This window comes from Mesorhizobium sp. GbtcB19 (assembly GCF_019091085.1).
Taxonomy (GTDB): Bacteria; Pseudomonadota; Alphaproteobacteria; order Rhizobiales; family Rhizobiaceae; genus Mesorhizobium.
Map to the genome: position 1 here is coordinate 185,545 of NZ_JAGXJY010000006.1, position 18,903 is coordinate 204,447.

General features: G+C 63.5%; 23 protein-coding genes. 16 read left to right on the forward strand and 7 right to left on the reverse strand.

Annotation, left to right across the window (positions count from 1 at the left end; genetic code table 11):
* Window positions 1–79 precede the first annotated feature (79 nt).
* Together KVT37_RS13565 and KVT37_RS13570 are read right to left on the reverse strand one after the other, a co-directional pair.
* On the reverse strand, window positions 80–547 hold the full coding sequence (locus KVT37_RS13565; RefSeq protein ID WP_217573637.1) for a YbjN domain-containing protein: 468 nt from the start codon (window positions 545–547) through the stop codon (window positions 80–82).
* Window positions 548–619: 72 nt separating this feature from the next.
* Window positions 620–1,159 (reverse strand): invasion associated locus B family protein, encoded by a 540-nt coding sequence (locus KVT37_RS13570; RefSeq protein ID WP_140647278.1) that lies wholly within the window; start codon window positions 1,157–1,159, stop codon window positions 620–622.
* Between the two features lie 211 nt (window positions 1,160–1,370).
* On the opposite strand from KVT37_RS13570, the gene coxB reads away from it, so the two are divergent.
* The 15 genes from coxB to KVT37_RS13645 all read left to right on the forward strand — a co-directional run bounded on the left by coxB (window position 1,371) and on the right by KVT37_RS13645 (window position 12,489).
* Window positions 1,371–2,372, forward strand: a complete 1,002-nt coding sequence (gene coxB / locus KVT37_RS13575; RefSeq protein WP_254634000.1) for a cytochrome c oxidase subunit II — start codon at window positions 1,371–1,373, stop codon at window positions 2,370–2,372.
* A gap of 38 nt (window positions 2,373–2,410) precedes the next feature.
* Window positions 2,411–4,063 carry a cytochrome c oxidase subunit I gene (gene ctaD / locus KVT37_RS13580; RefSeq protein WP_217573641.1) on the forward strand — a complete coding sequence of 551 codons (1,653 nt, stop codon included), beginning with the start codon at window positions 2,411–2,413 and terminating at the stop codon, window positions 4,061–4,063.
* Between the two features lie 73 nt (window positions 4,064–4,136).
* Entirely contained in the window at window positions 4,137–5,081 is a 945-nt protein-coding gene (locus KVT37_RS13585) for a heme o synthase (protein WP_217573643.1), read from the forward strand.
* Complete coding sequence (locus KVT37_RS13590) at window positions 5,078–5,269, forward strand: hypothetical protein (RefSeq protein ID WP_217573645.1); 192 nt, start codon at window positions 5,078–5,080, stop codon at window positions 5,267–5,269. Before KVT37_RS13585 ends, KVT37_RS13590 begins: the two co-directional genes overlap by 4 nt.
* Entirely contained in the window at window positions 5,269–5,898 is a 630-nt protein-coding gene (locus KVT37_RS13595) for a cytochrome c oxidase assembly protein (RefSeq protein WP_217573647.1), read from the forward strand. The genes KVT37_RS13590 and KVT37_RS13595 overlap by 1 nt, the downstream gene beginning before the upstream one ends.
* Window position 5,899: 1 nt before the next feature.
* Entirely contained in the window at window positions 5,900–6,787 is an 888-nt protein-coding gene (locus KVT37_RS13600; RefSeq protein ID WP_217573649.1) for a cytochrome c oxidase subunit 3, read from the forward strand.
* A gap of 192 nt (window positions 6,788–6,979) precedes the next feature.
* On the forward strand, window positions 6,980–7,432 hold the full coding sequence (locus KVT37_RS13605) for a L,D-transpeptidase family protein (protein WP_308642618.1): 453 nt from the start codon (window positions 6,980–6,982) through the stop codon (window positions 7,430–7,432).
* Between the two features lie 13 nt (window positions 7,433–7,445).
* Window positions 7,446–7,832 (forward strand): DUF983 domain-containing protein, encoded by a 387-nt coding sequence (locus tag KVT37_RS13610; protein ID WP_217573652.1) that lies wholly within the window; start codon window positions 7,446–7,448, stop codon window positions 7,830–7,832.
* The gene (locus KVT37_RS13615; RefSeq protein ID WP_217573654.1) at window positions 7,829–8,584 is read left to right on the forward strand and encodes an SURF1 family protein; all 756 of its coding nucleotides are present in this window, start codon (window positions 7,829–7,831) and stop codon (window positions 8,582–8,584) included. Before KVT37_RS13610 ends, KVT37_RS13615 begins: the two co-directional genes overlap by 4 nt.
* A gap of 77 nt (window positions 8,585–8,661) precedes the next feature.
* Window positions 8,662–9,666, forward strand: a complete 1,005-nt coding sequence (gene ispH / locus KVT37_RS13620) for a 4-hydroxy-3-methylbut-2-enyl diphosphate reductase (protein ID WP_217573656.1) — start codon at window positions 8,662–8,664, stop codon at window positions 9,664–9,666.
* A gap of 6 nt (window positions 9,667–9,672) precedes the next feature.
* Window positions 9,673–10,635 (forward strand): homoserine kinase, encoded by a 963-nt coding sequence (locus tag KVT37_RS13625; RefSeq protein WP_217573665.1) that lies wholly within the window; start codon window positions 9,673–9,675, stop codon window positions 10,633–10,635.
* Window positions 10,632–11,177 (forward strand): ribonuclease HI, encoded by a 546-nt coding sequence (gene rnhA / locus KVT37_RS13630; protein WP_217573667.1) that lies wholly within the window; start codon window positions 10,632–10,634, stop codon window positions 11,175–11,177. The genes KVT37_RS13625 and rnhA overlap by 4 nt, the downstream gene beginning before the upstream one ends.
* 41 nt (window positions 11,178–11,218) lie before the next feature.
* Window positions 11,219–11,812: a histidine phosphatase family protein gene (locus KVT37_RS13635; protein WP_217573676.1), complete on the forward strand. Its 594-nt coding sequence runs from the start codon at window positions 11,219–11,221 to the stop codon at window positions 11,810–11,812.
* Between the two features lie 94 nt (window positions 11,813–11,906).
* Window positions 11,907–12,188 carry a type II toxin-antitoxin system ParD family antitoxin gene (locus KVT37_RS13640; protein WP_217573678.1) on the forward strand — a complete coding sequence of 94 codons (282 nt, stop codon included), beginning with the start codon at window positions 11,907–11,909 and terminating at the stop codon, window positions 12,186–12,188.
* Complete coding sequence (locus KVT37_RS13645) at window positions 12,178–12,489, forward strand: type II toxin-antitoxin system RelE/ParE family toxin (protein WP_217573680.1); 312 nt, start codon at window positions 12,178–12,180, stop codon at window positions 12,487–12,489. Before KVT37_RS13640 ends, KVT37_RS13645 begins: the two co-directional genes overlap by 11 nt.
* Window positions 12,490–12,493: 4 nt before the next feature.
* Here KVT37_RS13645 and KVT37_RS13650 read toward each other — a convergent pair whose 3' ends face one another.
* The 3 genes from KVT37_RS13650 to KVT37_RS13660 form a co-directional block, all read right to left on the reverse strand.
* Window positions 12,494–12,970, reverse strand: coding sequence for a DUF2938 domain-containing protein (locus tag KVT37_RS13650; protein ID WP_217573682.1), 477 nt, complete (start codon window positions 12,968–12,970; stop codon window positions 12,494–12,496).
* A complete protein-coding gene (locus tag KVT37_RS13655; RefSeq protein WP_217573684.1) occupies window positions 12,970–13,452 on the reverse strand; it encodes a peroxiredoxin in 483 nt (160 codons plus the stop codon). The genes KVT37_RS13650 and KVT37_RS13655 overlap by 1 nt, the downstream gene beginning before the upstream one ends.
* 87 nt (window positions 13,453–13,539) lie before the next feature.
* Window positions 13,540–14,346, reverse strand: a complete 807-nt coding sequence (locus tag KVT37_RS13660) for a protein-disulfide reductase DsbD domain-containing protein (RefSeq protein ID WP_217573686.1) — start codon at window positions 14,344–14,346, stop codon at window positions 13,540–13,542.
* Window positions 14,347–14,472: 126 nt separating this feature from the next.
* Between KVT37_RS13660 and KVT37_RS13665 the strand changes: the two genes are divergently transcribed.
* Window positions 14,473–15,081, forward strand: coding sequence for a YqgE/AlgH family protein (locus KVT37_RS13665; protein ID WP_112095931.1), 609 nt, complete (start codon window positions 14,473–14,475; stop codon window positions 15,079–15,081).
* Between the two features lie 223 nt (window positions 15,082–15,304).
* Here the strand turns inward: KVT37_RS13665 and KVT37_RS13670 are convergent, their stop codons facing one another.
* Both KVT37_RS13670 and KVT37_RS13675 read right to left on the reverse strand, forming a co-directional pair.
* Window positions 15,305–18,193 carry an EAL domain-containing protein gene (locus KVT37_RS13670; RefSeq protein ID WP_217573689.1) on the reverse strand — a complete coding sequence of 963 codons (2,889 nt, stop codon included), beginning with the start codon at window positions 18,191–18,193 and terminating at the stop codon, window positions 15,305–15,307.
* Window positions 18,194–18,195: 2 nt separating this feature from the next.
* Window positions 18,196–18,792 (reverse strand): GNAT family N-acetyltransferase, encoded by a 597-nt coding sequence (locus tag KVT37_RS13675; RefSeq protein WP_217573691.1) that lies wholly within the window; start codon window positions 18,790–18,792, stop codon window positions 18,196–18,198.
* Window positions 18,793–18,903: the final 111 nt, after the last annotated feature.

An 18,903-nucleotide genomic window follows, 5' to 3' on the forward strand; every position in this document is an offset into this window, starting at 1 on the left:
GAAACAAATCGTTGCACCGGATGTAGGCGCGAAGCAGCCGCCAGACAATCGCCAACAGGGTCATGCCGGCGATTGCGGCTCACTTCTCGTTGACGAAGTCCTTGATGTTGCCGGCCATCGAGTCCCAGTTGGCGAACTGCTGCTCGAGATTGGCCCTGGTGATGCCGCCGGCGAAGGAGACATCCATCTTGAAGTTCGAGCCGTCGCCGGAATAGGCCTTCACCCAGCGGTACTTCTCGTTCCAGGCATTGGCCTGGTCGGCGGTGAGCGGGTCGGTGTAACCGGTCGAGAACTGCAAGGACTTGCAGTTCTCATGGTTCTCGCAGCCATAGAAATAGATGACGTATTTGACGCCCTCGACCCGTCCGGAAATCATCGGATCGCCATTGTCGTCTTTCTCCATCCTGGCCGAACCGAAACCCTTGGCGATGTCGAGGACCGTCGCGGGGTCGGGCGCCTGGAGGATTTCGGCATCCTCGGCCCGTGCCGCCGAAACCGCGCCGGCCAACGCCAGACCTGTGATGGAAATGGATCGCGTCGCGCGCATTTGAGCCTCCTGGCAGCCAAACGCGCATTCGCCACCGACCTCAGCGTCGGGAGCGGCGCATGGGCAAGAAGATCAAGGTAGGGCGGCGAAGCCTTCCGCAAAGCCCTTGAGATCGACAGGGATGCCGATGCCTTCTTCCGGCGTCTGGAAGACGATGAAGGTGGCCGACGTGCCGCTCTTCAGCGTGTCGAGCAGCGGCTTTTCGAGGATCACCTCGGCATAGCAGCCGTCCTGGAAGCAGCGTACGAAATAGGCGCGGCCGATATCCTTGCCGTCGACATTGAGGCCAAGGCCGTTGGGCAGGAGCACGCCGAGCGGCGCCAGCACGCGCAGGATCTCGGCCTTGTTGTCGGCGGTGCGCAGCACCACGACCGAAAGGCCCATTTCAGGGCGATCCTCGGCGACGACGTTCTGCATCATCACGCATTGCTCGGAGGTCGCGCCCGCCGGCGTGTCGCAGATGATCGACCACGCGCCATGCGTCGACTTGACTGTGCCGCTGGGCGGCGTGGCATTGTTCGGCGAGGCGGCGGCGCCAACGGCTACGCCGACACCGAGCAAGGCGACGGCAAGGACGACCTTCGCCAGGGTTCTCGAAAGCCAGGAAGTCATGACGGCTCCATTGCGAATCACGGCACTTTAAGCCGCGCCGGGGCCAAGTAAAGGACGAGACCGTCGCCGGCCCGCCCCGATACCGGCAATTGCGTGCTTTTCCAAAGCAAATTCGCCCGAATTGCGACCATTGCGCAGATCACGTGGCGGGTGCCGAACATGGCCTTCGGCTTGCGCGCAAAAATGCCGCACGGTTTCCTCCGCTCCTTTCTTGCGGAGGGAAATAGAGTATGGTTTGAACCACCCAAGGGACAGACCGGGATTCCCAATTCCGGCATCGTCCGTTATTGGTGCGACCAGATCGCGGGAAGTGGGAGACGAGAGGGCGATGAGGAAATTCCTGGCAAGCGCTAAATTCTTGGCAGGTACGGCAGCTTCGGCCGTGCTCTTCTCCAGTGTGGCGGCCCGTGCCGACCAGCCGAAAGAATGGGAGATGACCTTCCAGGCTCCGGCGACCGACATGATGCGGCAGATCGAGCGGTTCGGGAACTACACCATGTGGTTCATCGTCCCGATCACCATCCTGGTGCTGGTGCTTCTGCTGGTCTGCATCATGCGCTTCCGCGCCAGCGTCAACCCGGTGCCGTCCAAGACCAGCCACAACACGCTGATCGAAGTGATCTGGACGGTCGGGCCGGTGATCGTGCTCTTGCTCATCGCCATTCCCTCCTTCCAGTTGCTCACCGCGCAGTACACGCCGCCGGAAGAAGCCAAGCTCACCGTCAAGGCAACCGGCAACCAGTGGAACTGGGATTACGAATACCAGGTCGACAAGACCTTCTCCTTCAACTCGGCGATTCTCCAGGATTCCGACCGCGCCAAGGCCGGCAAGGAAGACCGTGGCCTCTATCCGCGGCTGCTCGCGGTCGACAACGAGCTGGTCGTGCCGGTCAACACCATGACCCGCGTGCTGATCACCGCCACCGATGTCATCCATTCCTTCGCCATGCCGTCCTTCGGCATCAAGATGGACGCGGTGCCGGGCCGCACCAACGAGACCTGGTTCAAGGCGGAGAAGGAAGGCCTTTACTATGGCCAGTGCTCGCAGCTCTGCGGCAAGGACCATGCCTTCATGCCGATCGCGATCCGCGTCGTCTCCGAGGCGCAGTTCAAGACCTGGCTGGCGACGGCCAAGACCGACGTGCCTGGCGCCAACAAGGCGCTGATGGCCGAGGTCGATGGTACCAACAAGGTAGCGGCCGCCGGCAACTGATGCCGCGGGTTAGCAAGATTTAGGGAACGGAGCGGAACATGGCAGAGGCTGCAGCTCACGACGACCACGACCACAAGCCCTATCATGGCTGGGTCCGGTGGGTGTACTCCACCAACCACAAGGATATCGGCACGCTCTACCTGATCTTCGCGATCTGCGCCGGCATCATCGGCGGCGCGCTTTCGGTCGTCATCCGCATGGAGCTGCAGGAGCCCGGCATCCAGATCTTCACGGGTCTGGCGCAGATGGTTTACGGCATGAACGGCGACGCCGCCATCGACGGCGGCAAGAGCATGTACAATGCCTTCGGCACGGCGCATGCGCTGATCATGATCTTCTTCATGGTCATGCCGGCCCTCATCGGCGGTTTCGCCAACTGGATGGTGCCGATCATGATCGGTGCGCCGGACATGGCCTTCCCGCGCATGAACAACATCTCCTTCTGGCTGCTGCCGCCGGCTTTCATCCTGCTGCTGACCTCGATGTTCATGCCGAGCGCGCCAGGTGCTTTTGGCGTGGGAGGCGGCTGGACGATCTATCCGCCGCTCTCGACCTCGGGCCAGCCAGGCCCGGCCATGGATCTGGCGATCCTGTCGATCCACATCGCCGGCGCCTCGTCGATCCTCGGCGCCATCAATTTCATCACCACCATCTTCAACATGCGCGCGCCCGGCATGACGCTGCACAAGATGCCGCTGTTTGCCTGGTCGGTGCTGGTCACCGCCTTCCTGCTGCTGTTGTCGCTGCCGGTGCTGGCGGGCGCCATCACCATGCTGCTCACCGACCGCAATTTCGGCACCTCCTTCTTCGTGCCGGACAATGGCGGCGATCCGCTGCTCTTCCAGCACCTGTTCTGGTTCTTCGGCCATCCCGAAGTGTACATCCTGATCCTGCCGGGCTTCGGCATCATCAGCCACATCGTCTCGACCTTCTCGAAGAAGCCCGTCTTCGGCTATCTCGGCATGGCCTACGCCATGGTCGCGATCGGCGCCGTCGGCTTCATCGTCTGGGCGCACCACATGTACACGACCGGCCTGTCGCTCGACACGCAGCGCTACTTCGTGTTCGCCACCATGGTCATCGCGGTGCCGACCGGCGTGAAGATCTTCTCCTGGATCGCCACCATGTGGGGCGGCTCGATCTCCTTCAAGCCGCCGATGCTGTGGGCGCTGGGCTTCATCTTCCTGTTCACCATCGGTGGCGTCACTGGCGTCCAACTCGCCAATGCAGGCCTCGACCGCTCGCTGCACGACACCTATTTCGTGATCGCCCACTTCCACTACGTGCTGTCGCTGGGCGCCGTGTTCGCGATCTTCGCCGGCTGGTACTACTGGTTCCCGAAAATGACCGGCTACATGTATTCGCCGGTTATCGCCAACACCCACTTCTGGGTCACCTTCGTCGGCGTCAACCTGATCTTCTTCCCGCAGCATTTCCTCGGCCTTGCCGGCATGCCGCGCCGTACGGTCGACTATCCTGACGCGTTCGCCGGATGGAACTATGTGTCGTCCATCGGCTCCTACATCTCGGCGATCGGCGTCATGATCTTCCTCTACGGTGTGTTCGAGGCGTTCCAGAAGAAGCGGGTAGCTGGCGCCAACCCATGGGGCGAGGGCGCCACGACGCTCGAATGGCAGCTGCCTTCGCCGCCGCCCTTCCACCAGTGGGAACAGCTGCCGAAGATCAAGTAGGCGGCCGCCTGAAATACGGGACCGCCGGCCTGCCGGCGGTCTTGGCCAACGGAATAATGGACTTTAAGTACGCATGGCCCTTGCCGACGACGGATTGATGAAGGACGCGGGCTTTCGCATATCGGAAGCGACAGCGGGCGATTACTTCGCCCTGCTGAAGCCGCGCGTCATGTCGCTGGTCGTCTTCACCGCCTTTGTCGGCCTGGTCGCGGCGCCCGTCGCCATCAACCCGCTGATCGCGATGGTCGCCATCCTGGCAATCGCCATAGGAGCCGGCGCCTCTGGCGCGCTCAACATGTGGTACGACGCCGATATCGATGCGGTGATGACCAGGACGGCATCCCGCCCGGTGCCGGCCGGCCGTGTCACGCCAGGCGAGGCGCTGACCTTCGGCCTGGTGCTGTCGGCGCTTTCGGTGATGACGCTCGGCGTCTTGGTCAACTGGCTGTCGGCATCGCTGCTTGCCTTCACCATCTTCTTCTATGCCGTCATCTACACGATGTGGCTGAAGCGCTGGACGCCGCAGAACATCGTCATCGGCGGTGCGGCTGGCGCTTTCCCGCCGGTGATCGGCTGGGCCGCGGTGACCGGGTCGGTCAGCCTCGAAAGCGTGATCCTGTTCCTGATCATCTTCCTGTGGACGCCGCCGCATTTCTGGGCGCTGGCGCTGTTCAAATCCGACGACTATGCGCGGGCCGGCATCCCGATGATGCCGAACGTCGCCGGCCAGGCGTCGACCCGCAGGCAGATCTTCGCCTATGCGCTGATCCTGGCGCCGGTCGGCGTGCTGCCCTGGGCGCTTGGCTACAGCACGGCCGGCTATGGCGTCGTCTCGGCGGTCCTCGGCCTTGGCTTCGTCTGGTATGCCTGGAAGGTGCTGGGCATGCGCGACGACGACCGCGCCATGAAGCCGGCCAAGGCGTTGTTTGCCTACTCGCTGCTTTATCTCTTCGCCATTTTCGCCGCTTTCCTCGTCGACTGCGTGGTCGCACGCGCCCTCATGATGGGGGGCGCATGATCGTGGCCGACAAGAAGCTCGAACTGGTCACCTTGACCGAACGCCAGCGGAAGGCGCGCCGCAACCGTTCTGTGGCCATCGGCATTGCGCTGGCGGCTTTGGTCATCATCTTCTACGTCGTCACCATCGTGCGCTTCGGCCACCACGGCGCCAGCATCACCGGCTCCGGCCTGCTGGGAGGCGGCTGATGAGCGGCGAGTTGAGCAAGCCCCGCAAGGTCAACAATGGCATCGTTGCCGCCGTCTGCCTTGCCTTCTTCACCGGCATGGTCGGCATGGCCTATGCGGCGGTGCCGCTCTACAAGATGTTCTGCCAGGTCACCGGCTATGGCGGCACCACGCAGCGTGCCGAAAAGCAATATGCCGGCCGCGTGCTCGACCGCGACATCACCATCCGCTTCGATGCCAACACCAACGGCATTCCGTGGCAGTTCGAACCGGTCGCCCGCTCGGTGACGATCAAGATCGGCGCGACGGCGCAGGCGCATTACAGCGCCACCAACAAGTTCGACCGCGCCATCACCGGCCGCGCCTCGTTCAACGTGCAGCCTGAAATGGCCGGCGCCTATTTCAACAAGGTGGAGTGCTTCTGCTTCACCGACACGACGCTCAAGCCCGGCGAGACGCTGGACATGCCGGTCGTGTTCTATGTCGATCCGGACATCGTCAACGTGCCGGAACTCAAGGACTTGAAGACCATCACTCTGTCCTACACGATGTTCCCGGTCGAAAAGAAACAGCCGGTCGCCTCGTCCACGCCGGCCGCCGGCAGCAGCACCAACAAAGTTTCCGATACCGAAGCAAGCCTCGGGGGTTGATATGGCAGACGCGCACGCAAAACCACAACACGACTACCACCTCGTCAACCCGAGCCCCTGGCCGTTTCTGGGCTCGATCGGCGCGCTGATCACCGCCATCGGCGGCGTCTGCCTGATGCGGTATCTTGATCCCAAACTTGGCCCATTTCCGATCTTCGGCCACAACATCGCCAATCCATGGCTGTTCTTCATCGGCCTGATCATCGTGCTCTACACGATGTTCGCCTGGTGGTCGGACACCATCAAGGAAGCGCATGAGGGCCACCACACGCGCGTCGTGTCGCTGCACCTGCGCTACGGCATGATCATGTTCATCGCCTCCGAGGTGATGTTCTTCGTCGCCTGGTTCTGGGCCTTCTTCGACGCCAGCCTGTTCCCCAGCGAGGCGAATCAGTATGCCCGCACCGCCTTCACCGGCGGCGTCTGGCCGCCGAAGGGCCTCGAGGTCCTCGACCCCTTCCACCTGCCGCTCTACAACACCATCATCCTTTTGCTGTCGGGCACGACGGTGACCTGGGCGCACCATGCGCTGCTGCATGGCGACCGCAAGGGCCTGATCAACGGCCTGGTGCTGACCGTCGGCCTCGGCATGCTCTTCACCATGGTGCAGGCCTACGAGTACATGCACGCCCCGTTCGCGTTCAAGGACTCGATCTATGGCGCCACCTTCTTCATGGCGACCGGCTTCCACGGGTTCCATGTCATCATCGGCACCATCTTCCTGCTCGTCTGCCTGATCCGCGCCTGGCGCGGCGACTTCACCCCGAAGCAGCATTTCGGCTTCGAGGCGGCCGCCTGGTACTGGCACTTCGTCGACGTGGTCTGGCTGTTCCTGTTCAGCGCGATCTACGTCTGGGCCTCGAATGGGGCGCTGATCGAAGGCCACTGATAAGAAGCAACTCCGGGAAGAGCGCGTCGCGATTTTTCCGGAATTTGCTTTCGGCACTTTTTCAGGAGTTTTTGAGGGCGGTCGCGGCAACGCGGCCGCCTTCTTCTTTTCGGCGCAATGGCTGGCCATCGGTAAGCGATGTGGGCGCGAACCCCTGTCGCCATATGTGCATGTCTCATCGCGACGACCCCTGTGTTGGAGCGTAACGCGCTCCATTGGCAGAAGGTCGATCTGGTGCGGGTCGAGAAATCGCAACGGCAATTGCAACTGATCGGCGCCGGCAAGGTGCTGCGCAGCTACGACATCGCGCTGGGCGGCGATCCCGTCGGCCAAAAGCACCGCGAAGGCGATCAGCGAACGCCGGAAGGGCGCTACGTGCTCGACTGGCGCAATCCCAACAGCGTCGCGCACAAGTCGATCCACATCTCCTATCCCAACGCCGACGATCTCGCCTCGGCAAGATCGCGCGGCGTCGATCCTGGCGGCTTCATCATGATCCATGGTCAGCCCAATGGCTTTGGGTGGGTGGGCCGGCTGCTTCAAATGGTCGACTGGACTGACGGCTGTATTGCGGTTACGGACTCCGATATGGATGAAATCTGGACAATGGTGGCCGACGGCACACCGATCGAGATCATGCAATGAGCGAAGATTACCAATGAGCGAAGACAAGGCGATCTGGCCACCCATCGATCCCATTCCGGCCGGCCTGCACGGCCGCTGCCCGCGCTGCGGCGAAGGCAAGCTGTTCTCGGGTTTCCTGACCGTCGGCAAGCGCTGCTACAATTGCGGGCTCGACTATTCCTTCGCCGATGCCGGCGACGGACCGGCGGTGTTCGTCATCCTGATCATCGGCTTCCTCGTCGTCGGCCTCGCGCTCTGGATGGAGGTGACGTTCAGCCCGCCGCTCTGGCTGCACTTCATGTTGTGGATACCGCTGGCGCTGGTGCTCTGCCTGACGGCGCTGCGCCTGATCAAGGGCGTGCTGATCACCTTGCAATATTCGAAGAAAGCCTCCGAGGGCAGGCTGGACTCCAGCCAATGACCGGGGCGGCCGGTTTGGTTGCCGGCCGTTCGCGGCCGCGCTCGGTGTTGCTGCTCAACCTCGGCCTTGTCCTGTTCGCCATCCTGATCGGACTCGGCACCTGGCAGGTCCAGCGCCTGCACTGGAAGGAAGACCTGCTCGCGACCATCGACAAGCGCACGCATTCAGCGCCCCTGTCGCTGGCCGATGTCGAGAGGCAATTCGCTGCCTCACAGGATGTCGACTACACGCCGGTGACGGTGACCGGCATTTTCCTGCATCAGGGCGAGCGGCATTTCTTTTCGACCTGGGAAGGCGACAGCGGCTTCAACGTCTACACGCCCCTTCAGCTCGATGACGGCCGCTTCGTGCTCGTCAACCGCGGCTTTGTTCCCTACGACCTCAAGGATCCGGCCAAGCGCCCAAAGGGCGAGGTCGCCGGCAAGGTGACGGTGACCGGGCTCGCCCGCAATCCGTTGCCCGGAAAGCCGTCGATGATGCTTCCCGACAACGACGTCGCCAAGAACATCTTCTTCTGGAAGGACCGCGACGTCATGGCGGCAACAGCCGGCCTGCCGGCCGGCGCGCCGCTGGTGCCGTTCTTCATCGATGCCGACAAGACGCCCAACCCCGGCGGCCTGCCGGTCGGTGGCGTCACCATCATCGATCTGCCGAACAATCATTTGCAATATGCCGTCACCTGGTACGGGCTCGCCGCGGCTCTCGCCGCCGTGCTGATCCTGAGACTCCGCCGCCCGGCGAAAGAAGCGTGAGGCCGGCCGCTCTTGACAGGGCAGGGGTCGGCACCTCATTTCGCCACAGGATTTTCGACTGAACCGGCCTTGCATTCATGATTGAGAAAAAGCCACCGCTCACGATCAGGCTCTGCCAGCCGCGCGGCTTCTGCGCCGGCGTCGACCGCGCCATCCAGATCGTTGTGCTGGCGCTGAAGAAATATGGCGCGCCGGTCTATGTCCGCCACGAGATCGTGCACAACCGCTACGTCGTCGAAGGGTTGCAGAGCCTGGGCGCCGTCTTCATCGAGGAACTGTCCGAGATCCCGCCCGAGCACCGCCAGTCGCCGGTGGTCTTTTCCGCGCATGGCGTGCCGAAATCGGTGCCGGCGGATGCCCAGGCGCGCAATCTCTTCTACCTCGACGCCACCTGCCCGCTCGTCTCCAAGGTGCACAAGCAGGCGATGCGCCACCAGCGGCTCGGCCGCCATGTGCTGCTGATCGGCCATGCCGGGCACCCGGAGGTGATCGGCACGATGGGCCAATTGCCGGAAGGCGCCGTGACCTTGATCGAGACCGAGGCCGACGCGGCGCGCTTTGAGCCGGTCGACGCTTCGGCGCTCGGCTTCGTCACCCAGACGACGCTGTCGGTCGAGGACACCGCCGGCATCATCCGGGCGCTCGAGGAGCGGTTCCCACAGCTGCACGCGGCTGCGGCCGAATCGATCTGCTATGCCACCACCAACCGCCAGGAAGCGGTGAAGGAGACCGCCCCGGGCGCCGATTTGTTCCTCATCGTCGGCGCGCCCAATTCGTCCAATTCGCGTCGTCTTGTCGAAGTGGCGGAGCGCGCCGGTGCCGCGATGTCGCTTCTCGTGCAGCGGGCCGCCGAAATTCCGTGGGATGAGATCGCCGGGATTTCGACGCTCGGCCTGTCGGCCGGCGCCTCGGCGCCGGAGATCATCGTCGACGAGATCATCGACGCCTTCCGGCAGCGTTTCGACGTCACCATCGATCTGGCCGTCACGGCCACCGAAACGGAGGATTTTCCGGTGATGCGGGTGCTGCGCGATGTCGAACTGACGGCGGCCGACATGGCCTTCGTCAACGGAGCGGCGTGAAGCCCGATGGCCGTCTACACCGACGTCAACGAGAACGAACTCGGCGCGTTCCTGAAGGCCTATCCGGTCGGCGAGCTCTTGTCCTACAAGGGTATTGCCGAAGGCACCGAGAATTCCAACTTCCTCGTCCACGCCTCGACCGGCTCCTACATCCTGACGCTCTATGAGAAGCGCGTCGACAAGGCCGACCTGCCGTTCTTCCTCGGCTTGATGGGCCATCTCGCCAGGAAAGGCATTTCCTGCCCGCTGCCGGTCACCGCGCATGACGGCACCGTCATCGGCACGCTTGCCGGCCGGCCTGCCGTCATCATCACCTTCCTCGAGGGCCTGTCGCTCAGGCGGCCGACCGCCGCGCATTGCGCGGAAGTCGGCAAGGCGCTCGCCAGCCTGCATCTTGCCGGCCAGGATTTTCAGATGAGAAGGCCGAACGCGCTGGCGATCGACGGCTGGCGCAAGCTGTGGGACGCCTCGCGCGATCGCGCCAACGAGGTCGAGCCGGGCCTTGCGGCCGAGGTCGATGCCGATTTCGGCGATTTCGAGCGCAACTGGCCGGCCGGTCTGCCGCAGGGCATCATCCATGCCGATCTGTTCCCGGACAATGTGTTCTTTCTCGGCGAGAAGCTGTCCGGGCTGATCGACTTCTATTTCGCCTGCGACGACCTATACGCCTACGATGTCGCCACTTGCCTCAACGCCTGGTGCTTCGAGAAGGATTTTTCCTTCAACCTGACCAAGGGGGCGGCGCTGCTCGCCGGCTACCAGTCGGTACGGCCGCTCTCGGGCGATGAGAAGGCGGCGCTGCCGATGCTGGCGCGCGGCTCGGCGCTTCGCTTCATGCTGACCCGCCTCTATGACTGGCTGACCATCCCCGATGGCGGGCTGGTGATGAAGCGCGATCCGACCGAATATATCCGCCGCATGCGATTCCATCGCGCGATCAGATCGCCATCCGAATACGGGCTCAAATGACCAAGCAGGTTGAAATCTTCACCGACGGCGCCTGCTCGGGCAATCCCGGGCCTGGCGGCTGGGGCGCCATCCTGCGCTTCAACGGCAAGACCAAGGAATTGTCGGGCGGCGAGGCCGAGACGACCAACAACCGGATGGAACTGCTGGCGGCCATCTCGGCGCTGAACGCGCTGAAGGAGCCCTGCGCCGTCGAGCTGCACACCGACAGCAAATACGTCATGGACGGCATTTCCAAATGGATCCATGGCTGGAAGAAGAACGGCTGGAAGACCGCCGACAAGAAGCCGGTGAAGAACGGCGAGCTGTGGCAGGCGCTCGACGAGGCCAACAGGCGCCACAAGGTGACCTGGAATTGGGTCAAGGGCCATGCCGGCCACCCCGAGAACGAGCGCGCCGATGAGCTGGCGCGCGAAGGCATGGCGCCGTTCAAGAAGGGCTCTGCTCTCTCCACAGCGCCGAAGCCTGCGGCGGCGCCGAAGCCGGCCACGTCGGCAAGGCAGCCCGCCGCCCCAAGGGCACGTCGCTCAACCCAGAGCTATTGATTTCGGTGGCTGAGCCCGCGCTCTGACCGGAGAAGCGTATCGTGCCGATCGCCTATTACATCACGCACCCACAGGTGCGCATCGACGCTGACGTTCCCGTGCCTGAGTGGGGACTATCCGACATCGGCCGGGCGCGGGCTGTCGCCATGCTCGACCAGCCCTGGGTCAGCTCGATCCGCCGCGTCGTGTCATCCGCCGAGCGCAAGGCGATCGAAACAGCGGAGATCCTGGCGGAGCATTGGCATCTTAAGGTCGAAGTGCGGCAGCGGATGCATGAGAACGACCGGTCGGTGACCGGTTTCCTGCCGCCGGTGGAATTCGAGGCTGTAGCCGATCCGTTCTTCGCCAGGCCGCATGAGAGCGTCCGCGGCTGGGAGCGCGCGATCGACGCGCAACGCCGTATCGCGAGCGAGATCGATGCGGTGCTCGGCACCGGTCTCGATGGAGACATCGCTTTCGTGGGCCATGGAGGCGTCGGAACGCTAATGCTCCTCCATCTCAGCGGACGGGAAATCAGCCGCGATGCGGATCAGCCGGCGGGCGGCGGCAACTATTTTGCGTGGGATGTCGGCTCACGCGGCGTGATCCATGGATGGCTGCCGATCGATAGGTTGGCGCAGCATCGGAGCCTCTGATCGTCCGCTGAATTCACTCGATCAACCCCGCACCATTGATTGCAGCACCTAAGAAGGAGTATTATTTGCTACCATAGAGCAAGGATAGCATCCCATGCCAAATGTGGAAAAGTTAAGCGTGGCCGTGACGACGCAACAGGCAACCGTCATGCGCGAAGCTGTGGAAGCTGGCGAATACGCGACTACGAGCGAAATCGTGCGCGAGGCGATGCGGGATTGGCTGGCTAAGCGTGAACTTCGGCAAGAAGATGTGCGAAGGCTTCAACGCTTGTGGGACGAAGGGAAGGCAAGTGGGAAACCGGAGGCTCTGGACTTCGATACCTTGCGAAAGGAGGCGCGGCAGAAGCTAAAGGACGCTTCACCAAATGGCCGTTAGGATAGTCTGGTCGCCAGCAGCCAGAGCCGACCTGATCGACATCTATACGACCATAGGCGCCGAGAGCTTAACGGCGGCGGACCGCTATTACGAATGGATAGAGGAGCGAGCCATGCAGCTCGCGGGTCAGCCCCGCATGGGTGTCAGACGTCCAGACATCCGCCCTTCGGCGAGAATGCTTGTCGTGACTCCGTTTTTGCTCCTTTACGAAACGGTCCCAGATACAGAAAGCGGTCCGGTCGACTCGGTCGAGATCGTACGCGTTGTGGACGGTCGCAGGGATTTGAACCGTCTCTTCTGACCAATCACCGGATCAGCAGCGCCGTCGAGAACATGCCGAGCGCGAACACCGTGTGTGCCAAGAGGTTCAGCGCGCGCACCTTCGTTGGGTTGGGCAGTTTGGATGCCGCCCAGCCGGCGCCCATGCCTGGCGCGAGCAGGAACCAGCCGGCGCCGACCGTGACGATGCCGAGGATGAAGGCCGGCAGGAAAGTCGGCGCCGCCAGCCAGCCCGCTCCGGCGAGCACGACCAGGATCACGCCGTAAAGGATTCCGACCAGATAGTGGAAGGCCCAGCCCAGCGCTTTTTCATGCGCATAGGGCGCGGCCTTGCCGATATCGTCGTGGAAGACTTTTTCGGGGAGATGCCGGACCCAGCGCCCGACCATGCCCCAATTGGGCAAGGGCTGGCCGATCGCCTTGTTGAGGATGATCGCCCAGATATCCATGAACACCGTGGCGCCGATGCCGATCGCCACCGCGCGCCAGGCGGTTTCGAACATCAAAGCTGCTCGAGGATTTTCGCCGCGCCGCTCTCGTCGACGCCCGGCTTGGTTTCGACGTTGAGCGCGGTGACCTTGCCGTCGTCGACGATCATCGAGAAGCGCTTCGAGCGCAGGCCCATGCCGCCCGCCGAAAGATCGTTGTCGAGACCGACCGACTTGGCGAAATCAGCGCTGCCGTCGGCGAGGTAGAGGATCTTGCCCTCGCCGCCGGTGAAGCGCGCCCAGGCGCCCATCACATGCACGTCGTTGACCGAAACGACGGCGATCGTGTCGACGCCGCGCGAAAGAATGGCGTCATGGTTCTCCAGATAGCCCGGCAGGTGGTTGTTGGAGCAGGTCGGCGTGAAGGCGCCGGGCACCCCGAACAGCACCACCTTCTTGCCGGCGAAGATCTCGTCGCCGGTGATCGGCTTTGCGCCGTCCGCGGTCATCACCTTGAAGCTCGAGGCGGGCAGTTTTTCGCCAACCGAAATGGTCATGGGTTTCCTCGCTTGGGAGATGGGGAAGGATCGATATCTGCGATACCGGACCGGGCGCTTTCCCGCAACCTTTGCCCTGATGCTGGATCAAGGGAAAGGCAGCAGCCCGTCCACCGAACCCTCGGCGCCGGTCAGCGTGTAATAGAGCCCGCCACCGGTCGGCGTCGCCGACGGCCGGTCGAGGATCGGCACGGCGAAGACGAGCTTGCCGTCCTTTTCGCTGCGCACCGGCGCGCCGAACATGTAGTCGCGCTCGCCGGCGATGAAGAAGTCGACGGATTCCGGATCGCCCGGCGACTGCGCCTGGACGACAAGCGTCTCGTGGTCGCCGGACAGCACGCTGATGCCGAAATCGGACCGGGCCGGGGAGGGCAGCGTCGCCAGCGCCGTCTTCACCAGCGCCGCGTCGGTGGCGTTGTCGGGATCGGAACCCGGATCGACGCTGAGCCGGGTCTGTACCGGAATGCAGATCGTCTCGCAGATGCCGAGGAAGATGTTGGCGTCGATGGTCGCCGGCTGGCCGGGCGTCGACAGCGTGAAGGTCACCGGCAGCGACACCGGGCGATCGTAACCGGCCCATTTGCCATAGCCGTCGTCATGCCGCTGCGGCGGCGGGAACGACAATTGCGCGTCGGCGATGTTGGTGCTGCCCGATATGTCGAGCTGCGGCGGCACGCCGGCATCGCCGGGATCGCGCCAGTAGGTCTTCCAGCCGGGTTTCAAGGCAATGTCGAGCACGCCGCGGATCTTGCCGGCCTCGTCGGGCTTGCCGGTGGTCACCAGCCGCACCTTGCCGCCTTCCGAATTGTACCAGATCGAGGAGGAGGCCTCGGCCGGGAGGCTGCAAGCCCACCCGAAAACGACGCCGAGAACCAGTATCTTCATGTATCGCATGGCGGTGATTTGATCGTCCGTTCTTGGCCGCGCAATGACTTCGTCAGCCTCCCGGTATCATATTTGCGTTACATCGGGGACCGCCACCATCTTTTCGGCGCAGCCGAAACGCGTTACGCTCACTCCATGGACTTGCTGCGCCACAAGAAGGCGGCCGCCGGACGCGGCTTCCTAGACGACCAGTTCCTGATTGCCATGCCGGGCATGAAGGACGACCGTTTCGCGCGCTCCGTCATCTACATCTGCGCCCACAGCGACGAAGGCGCGATGGGCCTCATCATCAACCAGACGCAGCAGATGCTGTTTCCGGACCTGCTCGTGCAACTCGGCATCATGAACGAGCAGGAAGCCATCCGCCTGCCGGCCCATACGCGCGATTTCGTCGTGCGCAATGGCGGACCTGTCGACCGCAGCCGCGGCTTCGTGCTGCATTCCGGCGACTATCGCGTGGAATCCTCGCTCAACGTCTCCGACGACATCTGCCTGACCGCCACGGTCGACATCCTGCGCGCCATCTCGACGGGGCGCGGACCGCGCCATGCGCTGATGGCGCTCGGCTATTCCGGCTGGGGCGCCGGCCAGCTCGAAACCGAGATCGCCGAGAATGGCTGGCTCACCTGTCCGGCAACGCCGGAGCTCCTCTTCGACACCGACATCGAGCGCAAATACGACCGTATCCTCGCCTCGATCGGCATCGACCTCGCCCATCTGAGCGCCGCCGCCGGGCACGCCTAGCACATCGTCATCCTAGGGCGGAGCAAGGAGCGAAGCGACGCGCGCAGACCCTAGGATCCATGCCGTTACATCGAGCATAGAGTGCGGCGGTGCAGAATTCTGCGGTGCTTTCAACGCCTTGACGTCACGGAATGGATCCTCGGGTCAAGCCCGAGGATGACGACGCGATGGATGTCACGGCCAATCGCAGAGGACTCTGCTGCTCTACCAGAACGACAGGCCTCTAAGCCTGAGTGAGCGGATACTGTTCCTTCAACGTCTTCAGCACCTGGTCGCCGGGCATCGGCGCGCCGAACATGAAGCTCTGCACATATTCGCAACCCATCTGGCGCAGCTCCAGCGCGTCGCTCTCGTCCGAGATGCCTTCGGCGACCACCGAAAGCCCCAGCTCATGCGCCATGTTGACCATGGATTTGAGCAGCACCGCGCGCTTCGGCGTCGCGTCGTCGACAAAACTTTTGTCGATCTTGATCGTGTCGAAGGGGAAGCGCGTCAGATAGGAGAGCGAGGAATAGCCGGTGCCGAAATCGTCGAGCGAAAGCCCGATGCCGAGCTGCTTCAGCTTGGTCAGCACATGCGCGGTCTGCTCGGGATTGTCCATCACCAGGGATTCGGTGAGCTCGAGCCGGAAGCAGCGCGGCTTCAGATTGGCGCGCGCGATGACGGAGCGGACGTCGCTGACCAGATCGCGGCGGATGAGCTGGCGGCTGGACAGGTTGACCGAGACCGATAGCGGCGCGTCGCCGATCTGCTTTTGCCAGCCCGCGAGGTCCTCGGCCGCCTGTTGCATGGCGAACAGGCCAAGCTGCACGATCAGCCCGCAATTCTCGGCCACGGGAATGAAGTCCCCCGGCGGGATCATGCCGCGGCGTGGATGATCCCAGCGCAGCAGCGCCTCGAAGCCGGCGACGCTGCCGTCCTCCAGCCGCACGATCGGCTGGTAGGCGAGCGTGAACTCGCGCCGCTCGATGGCGCGGCGAAGGTCGGATTCGAATTGCAGCCGGTCGGTGCCGACGGTGCGGAAGGCCGGCCGGAACGGCTCGATCCTGTCGCCGCCGAAGCGCTTGGCCTGGTGCATGGCAAGCTCGGCGTCCTTGACCATGTCCTCGGCCGAGGTCTGCGCCGTCGTCCAGGTGATCAGGCCGATCGAGGCGGTCAGCACGATCTCTCGCTTGGCGAAGGTGATCGGATTGTTGATCGCGTGCTTGATGGCGTCGGCGATTGCCGCGATGCGGGCGGGGTCCTGCTCCGACAGCAGCATCAGCGCGAACTGGTCGCCGGCAAAGCGCGACAGCGAATCCTTCGGCTTCAACAGCCGGTGCAGCCGGCGCGCGACGGTCAGAAGAATGGTGTCGCCGGCGGAGATGCCAAGCCCGTCATTGACCTGCTTGAAGCGGTCGATATCGATGATGAAGACCGTCGGGCGCACCTTGTCCTCGGTGCGGGCGATCGAGATGATCGCCTCCAGCCGGTTCATGAACAATTCGCGGTTCGGCAGGCCGGTCAGGTTGTCGTGCACGGCGTCGTGCAGCAGCCTTTCCTCGGATTTCTTCTGCTCGGTGACGTCGACCATGGTGCCGACGCAGCGGATCACCTCGCCGTCGGAGCCGATCACCGGCCGGGCGCGCAGAGCGAACCAGTGATAGTGGCCGTCGGCGCCGCGCAGGCGGAAGTTTTGCGAGACCTTGCCGCGCCGGTGCTCCAGCACCACGTCGAGCGTGGTGCGGAAGGTATCGCGGTCGTCGGCATGCAGCACCGGCAGCCAGTTGCGGGCCGCACCGCCAAGGCTGTTGGGCGCCAGGCCGAGCTGCAGGCTGATGTCCGGCTTGGTCACAACGCGGTCGCGCAGCACGTCCCAGTCCCAGACGATGTCGCCCGAGCCGGCAACGGCGAGCGCCTGCCGTTCGAGGTCGGAGAACAGGCCCTGGTGCAGCGCGCCGCCGGCGAAGGCGTGCTGCATGACCGTGAAGCCTATCAGCAGGATGATCAGGATCAGCCCGCCGCCCAGCGCCGGCTGGGCGATGTCGTTGTCCAGCATGCCGGTGATCGCCATCCACGACCCGCATAACCATAGCAGCACCATGACCCAACTCGGCACCAGCATGATCGCACGATCATAGCCGCGAATCCCGAGGAAGATGATGAGGCCGAGGCCGGTGAGCGCGGTGGCGGCGAACGAGATGCGGGCAATGCCGGCGGCGACCGCCGGATCGACGATGGCGACGCCCGCGATCAACAGCAGCCCGAGGATCCAGACCAGCGCGCCATAGCTGAAATGGCCGTGCCATCGGTTGAGGTTGAGATAGGCGAACAGGAACACCACGAACGTTGCCGCAAGCGCCACCTCCGTGCCGGCCCGCCATATCTGCTCGTTGCCGGGCGAGATCTCGATGATCTTGTTGAGGAAGCCGAAGTCGACGCAGATATAGGCCAGCACTGCCCAGGCGAGTGCGGCGGTCGCCGGAAACATCGAGGTTCCCTTGACCACGAACAGGATCGTCAGGAACAGCGCCAGAAGCCCGGAAATGCCGATGACGATGCCGCGGAACAGCGTATAGGAATTGACCGAGTCCTTGTAGGAATCCGGCTCCCAGAGATAGATCTGCGGCAGCTTGGGCGAGGCGAGCTCGGCGATGAAGGTCACCACCGTTCCGGGGTTCAGCGTCACGCGGAACACGTCGGCGTCGGGGCTCGTCTGGCGGTCGAGCGCGAAGCCTTCGCTGGGCGTGATCGCCGCGATGCGGGTCGAGCCGAGATCGGGCCAGAAGATGCCGGAGTTCACCAGGCGGAAATGTGGCGCCACGATCAGCCGGTCGAGCTGCTGGTCGGTGGTGTTGGCGAGCGCGAAGACGGCCCAGTCGCCGCTCGAGCGCGTGTCCTTGGCCTCCACCTCGATGCGCCGCACGATGCCGTCGGGACCCGGCGCGGTCGAGACCTGGAAATTCTCGCCCTGATTCGGGTACAGGTCGAAGGCACGGGAGAGGTCCAGCGCCTTGTCGTCGCGCGCGATCTTGATCGGCTCGACGGCGAAAGCCGGCATGGCCGCCGAAAACGTGATGATAACCGCCAATATGAGGGCGAACAGCGACGCTAATCGCGAAAAATTCGTCACAATCAGCCCTTCGTTCCATCGCCCGGCGGATCGTCCGCGATCCGGGCGTAGAGGTAGTGATCCTGCCAGATGCCGTTGATCCTGAGATAGGATCGCAGCAGTCCTTCGCGCCGGAATCCGGCTTTTTCAAGCACGCGGATCGATCGGGCGTTTTCGGGAATACAGGCAGCTTCGATCCGGTGCAACCTGAGCGTATCGAAGGCAAAGCGCGACACCAGCTTGACCGCCTCGGTCATCAGGCCGCGATTGCCGAAGCGTTCGCCGATCCAGTAGCCGATATGGCCGCTCTGCGCGACGCCGTGGCGGATGTTGCCGAGCGTGATGCCGCCGGCGAGCTTGCCGCTCGATTTTTCGAAGATGAAGAAGGCGATGGCGGTCCCTTGCGCGTAATCCTCGCGGTAGCGGCTGATGCGCAGCCGCCAGGCGGTGCGGTCGAGCTCGTCCGGTTGCCAGCGCGGCTCCCAGGGCTCGAGGAAGGCGCGGCTTTCGCCGCGCACCGCAGACCATTCGCGATAGTCGTTGGTGAAAGGCACGCGCAGCGTAACCTTGTCGCCCTTCAGTGCCGGCAGGTCGCGGCGAAAGAAAGGGAGCGCGAACACGGCGCTGGTTCTAGGCAGATATTCGTGGGATGCCCCACGAATATCCACCTAGATTCCCTGATTTTTCGCAGGTTCTGATCGCAAAACCGTGGGACACTTTGCGGAACCTGC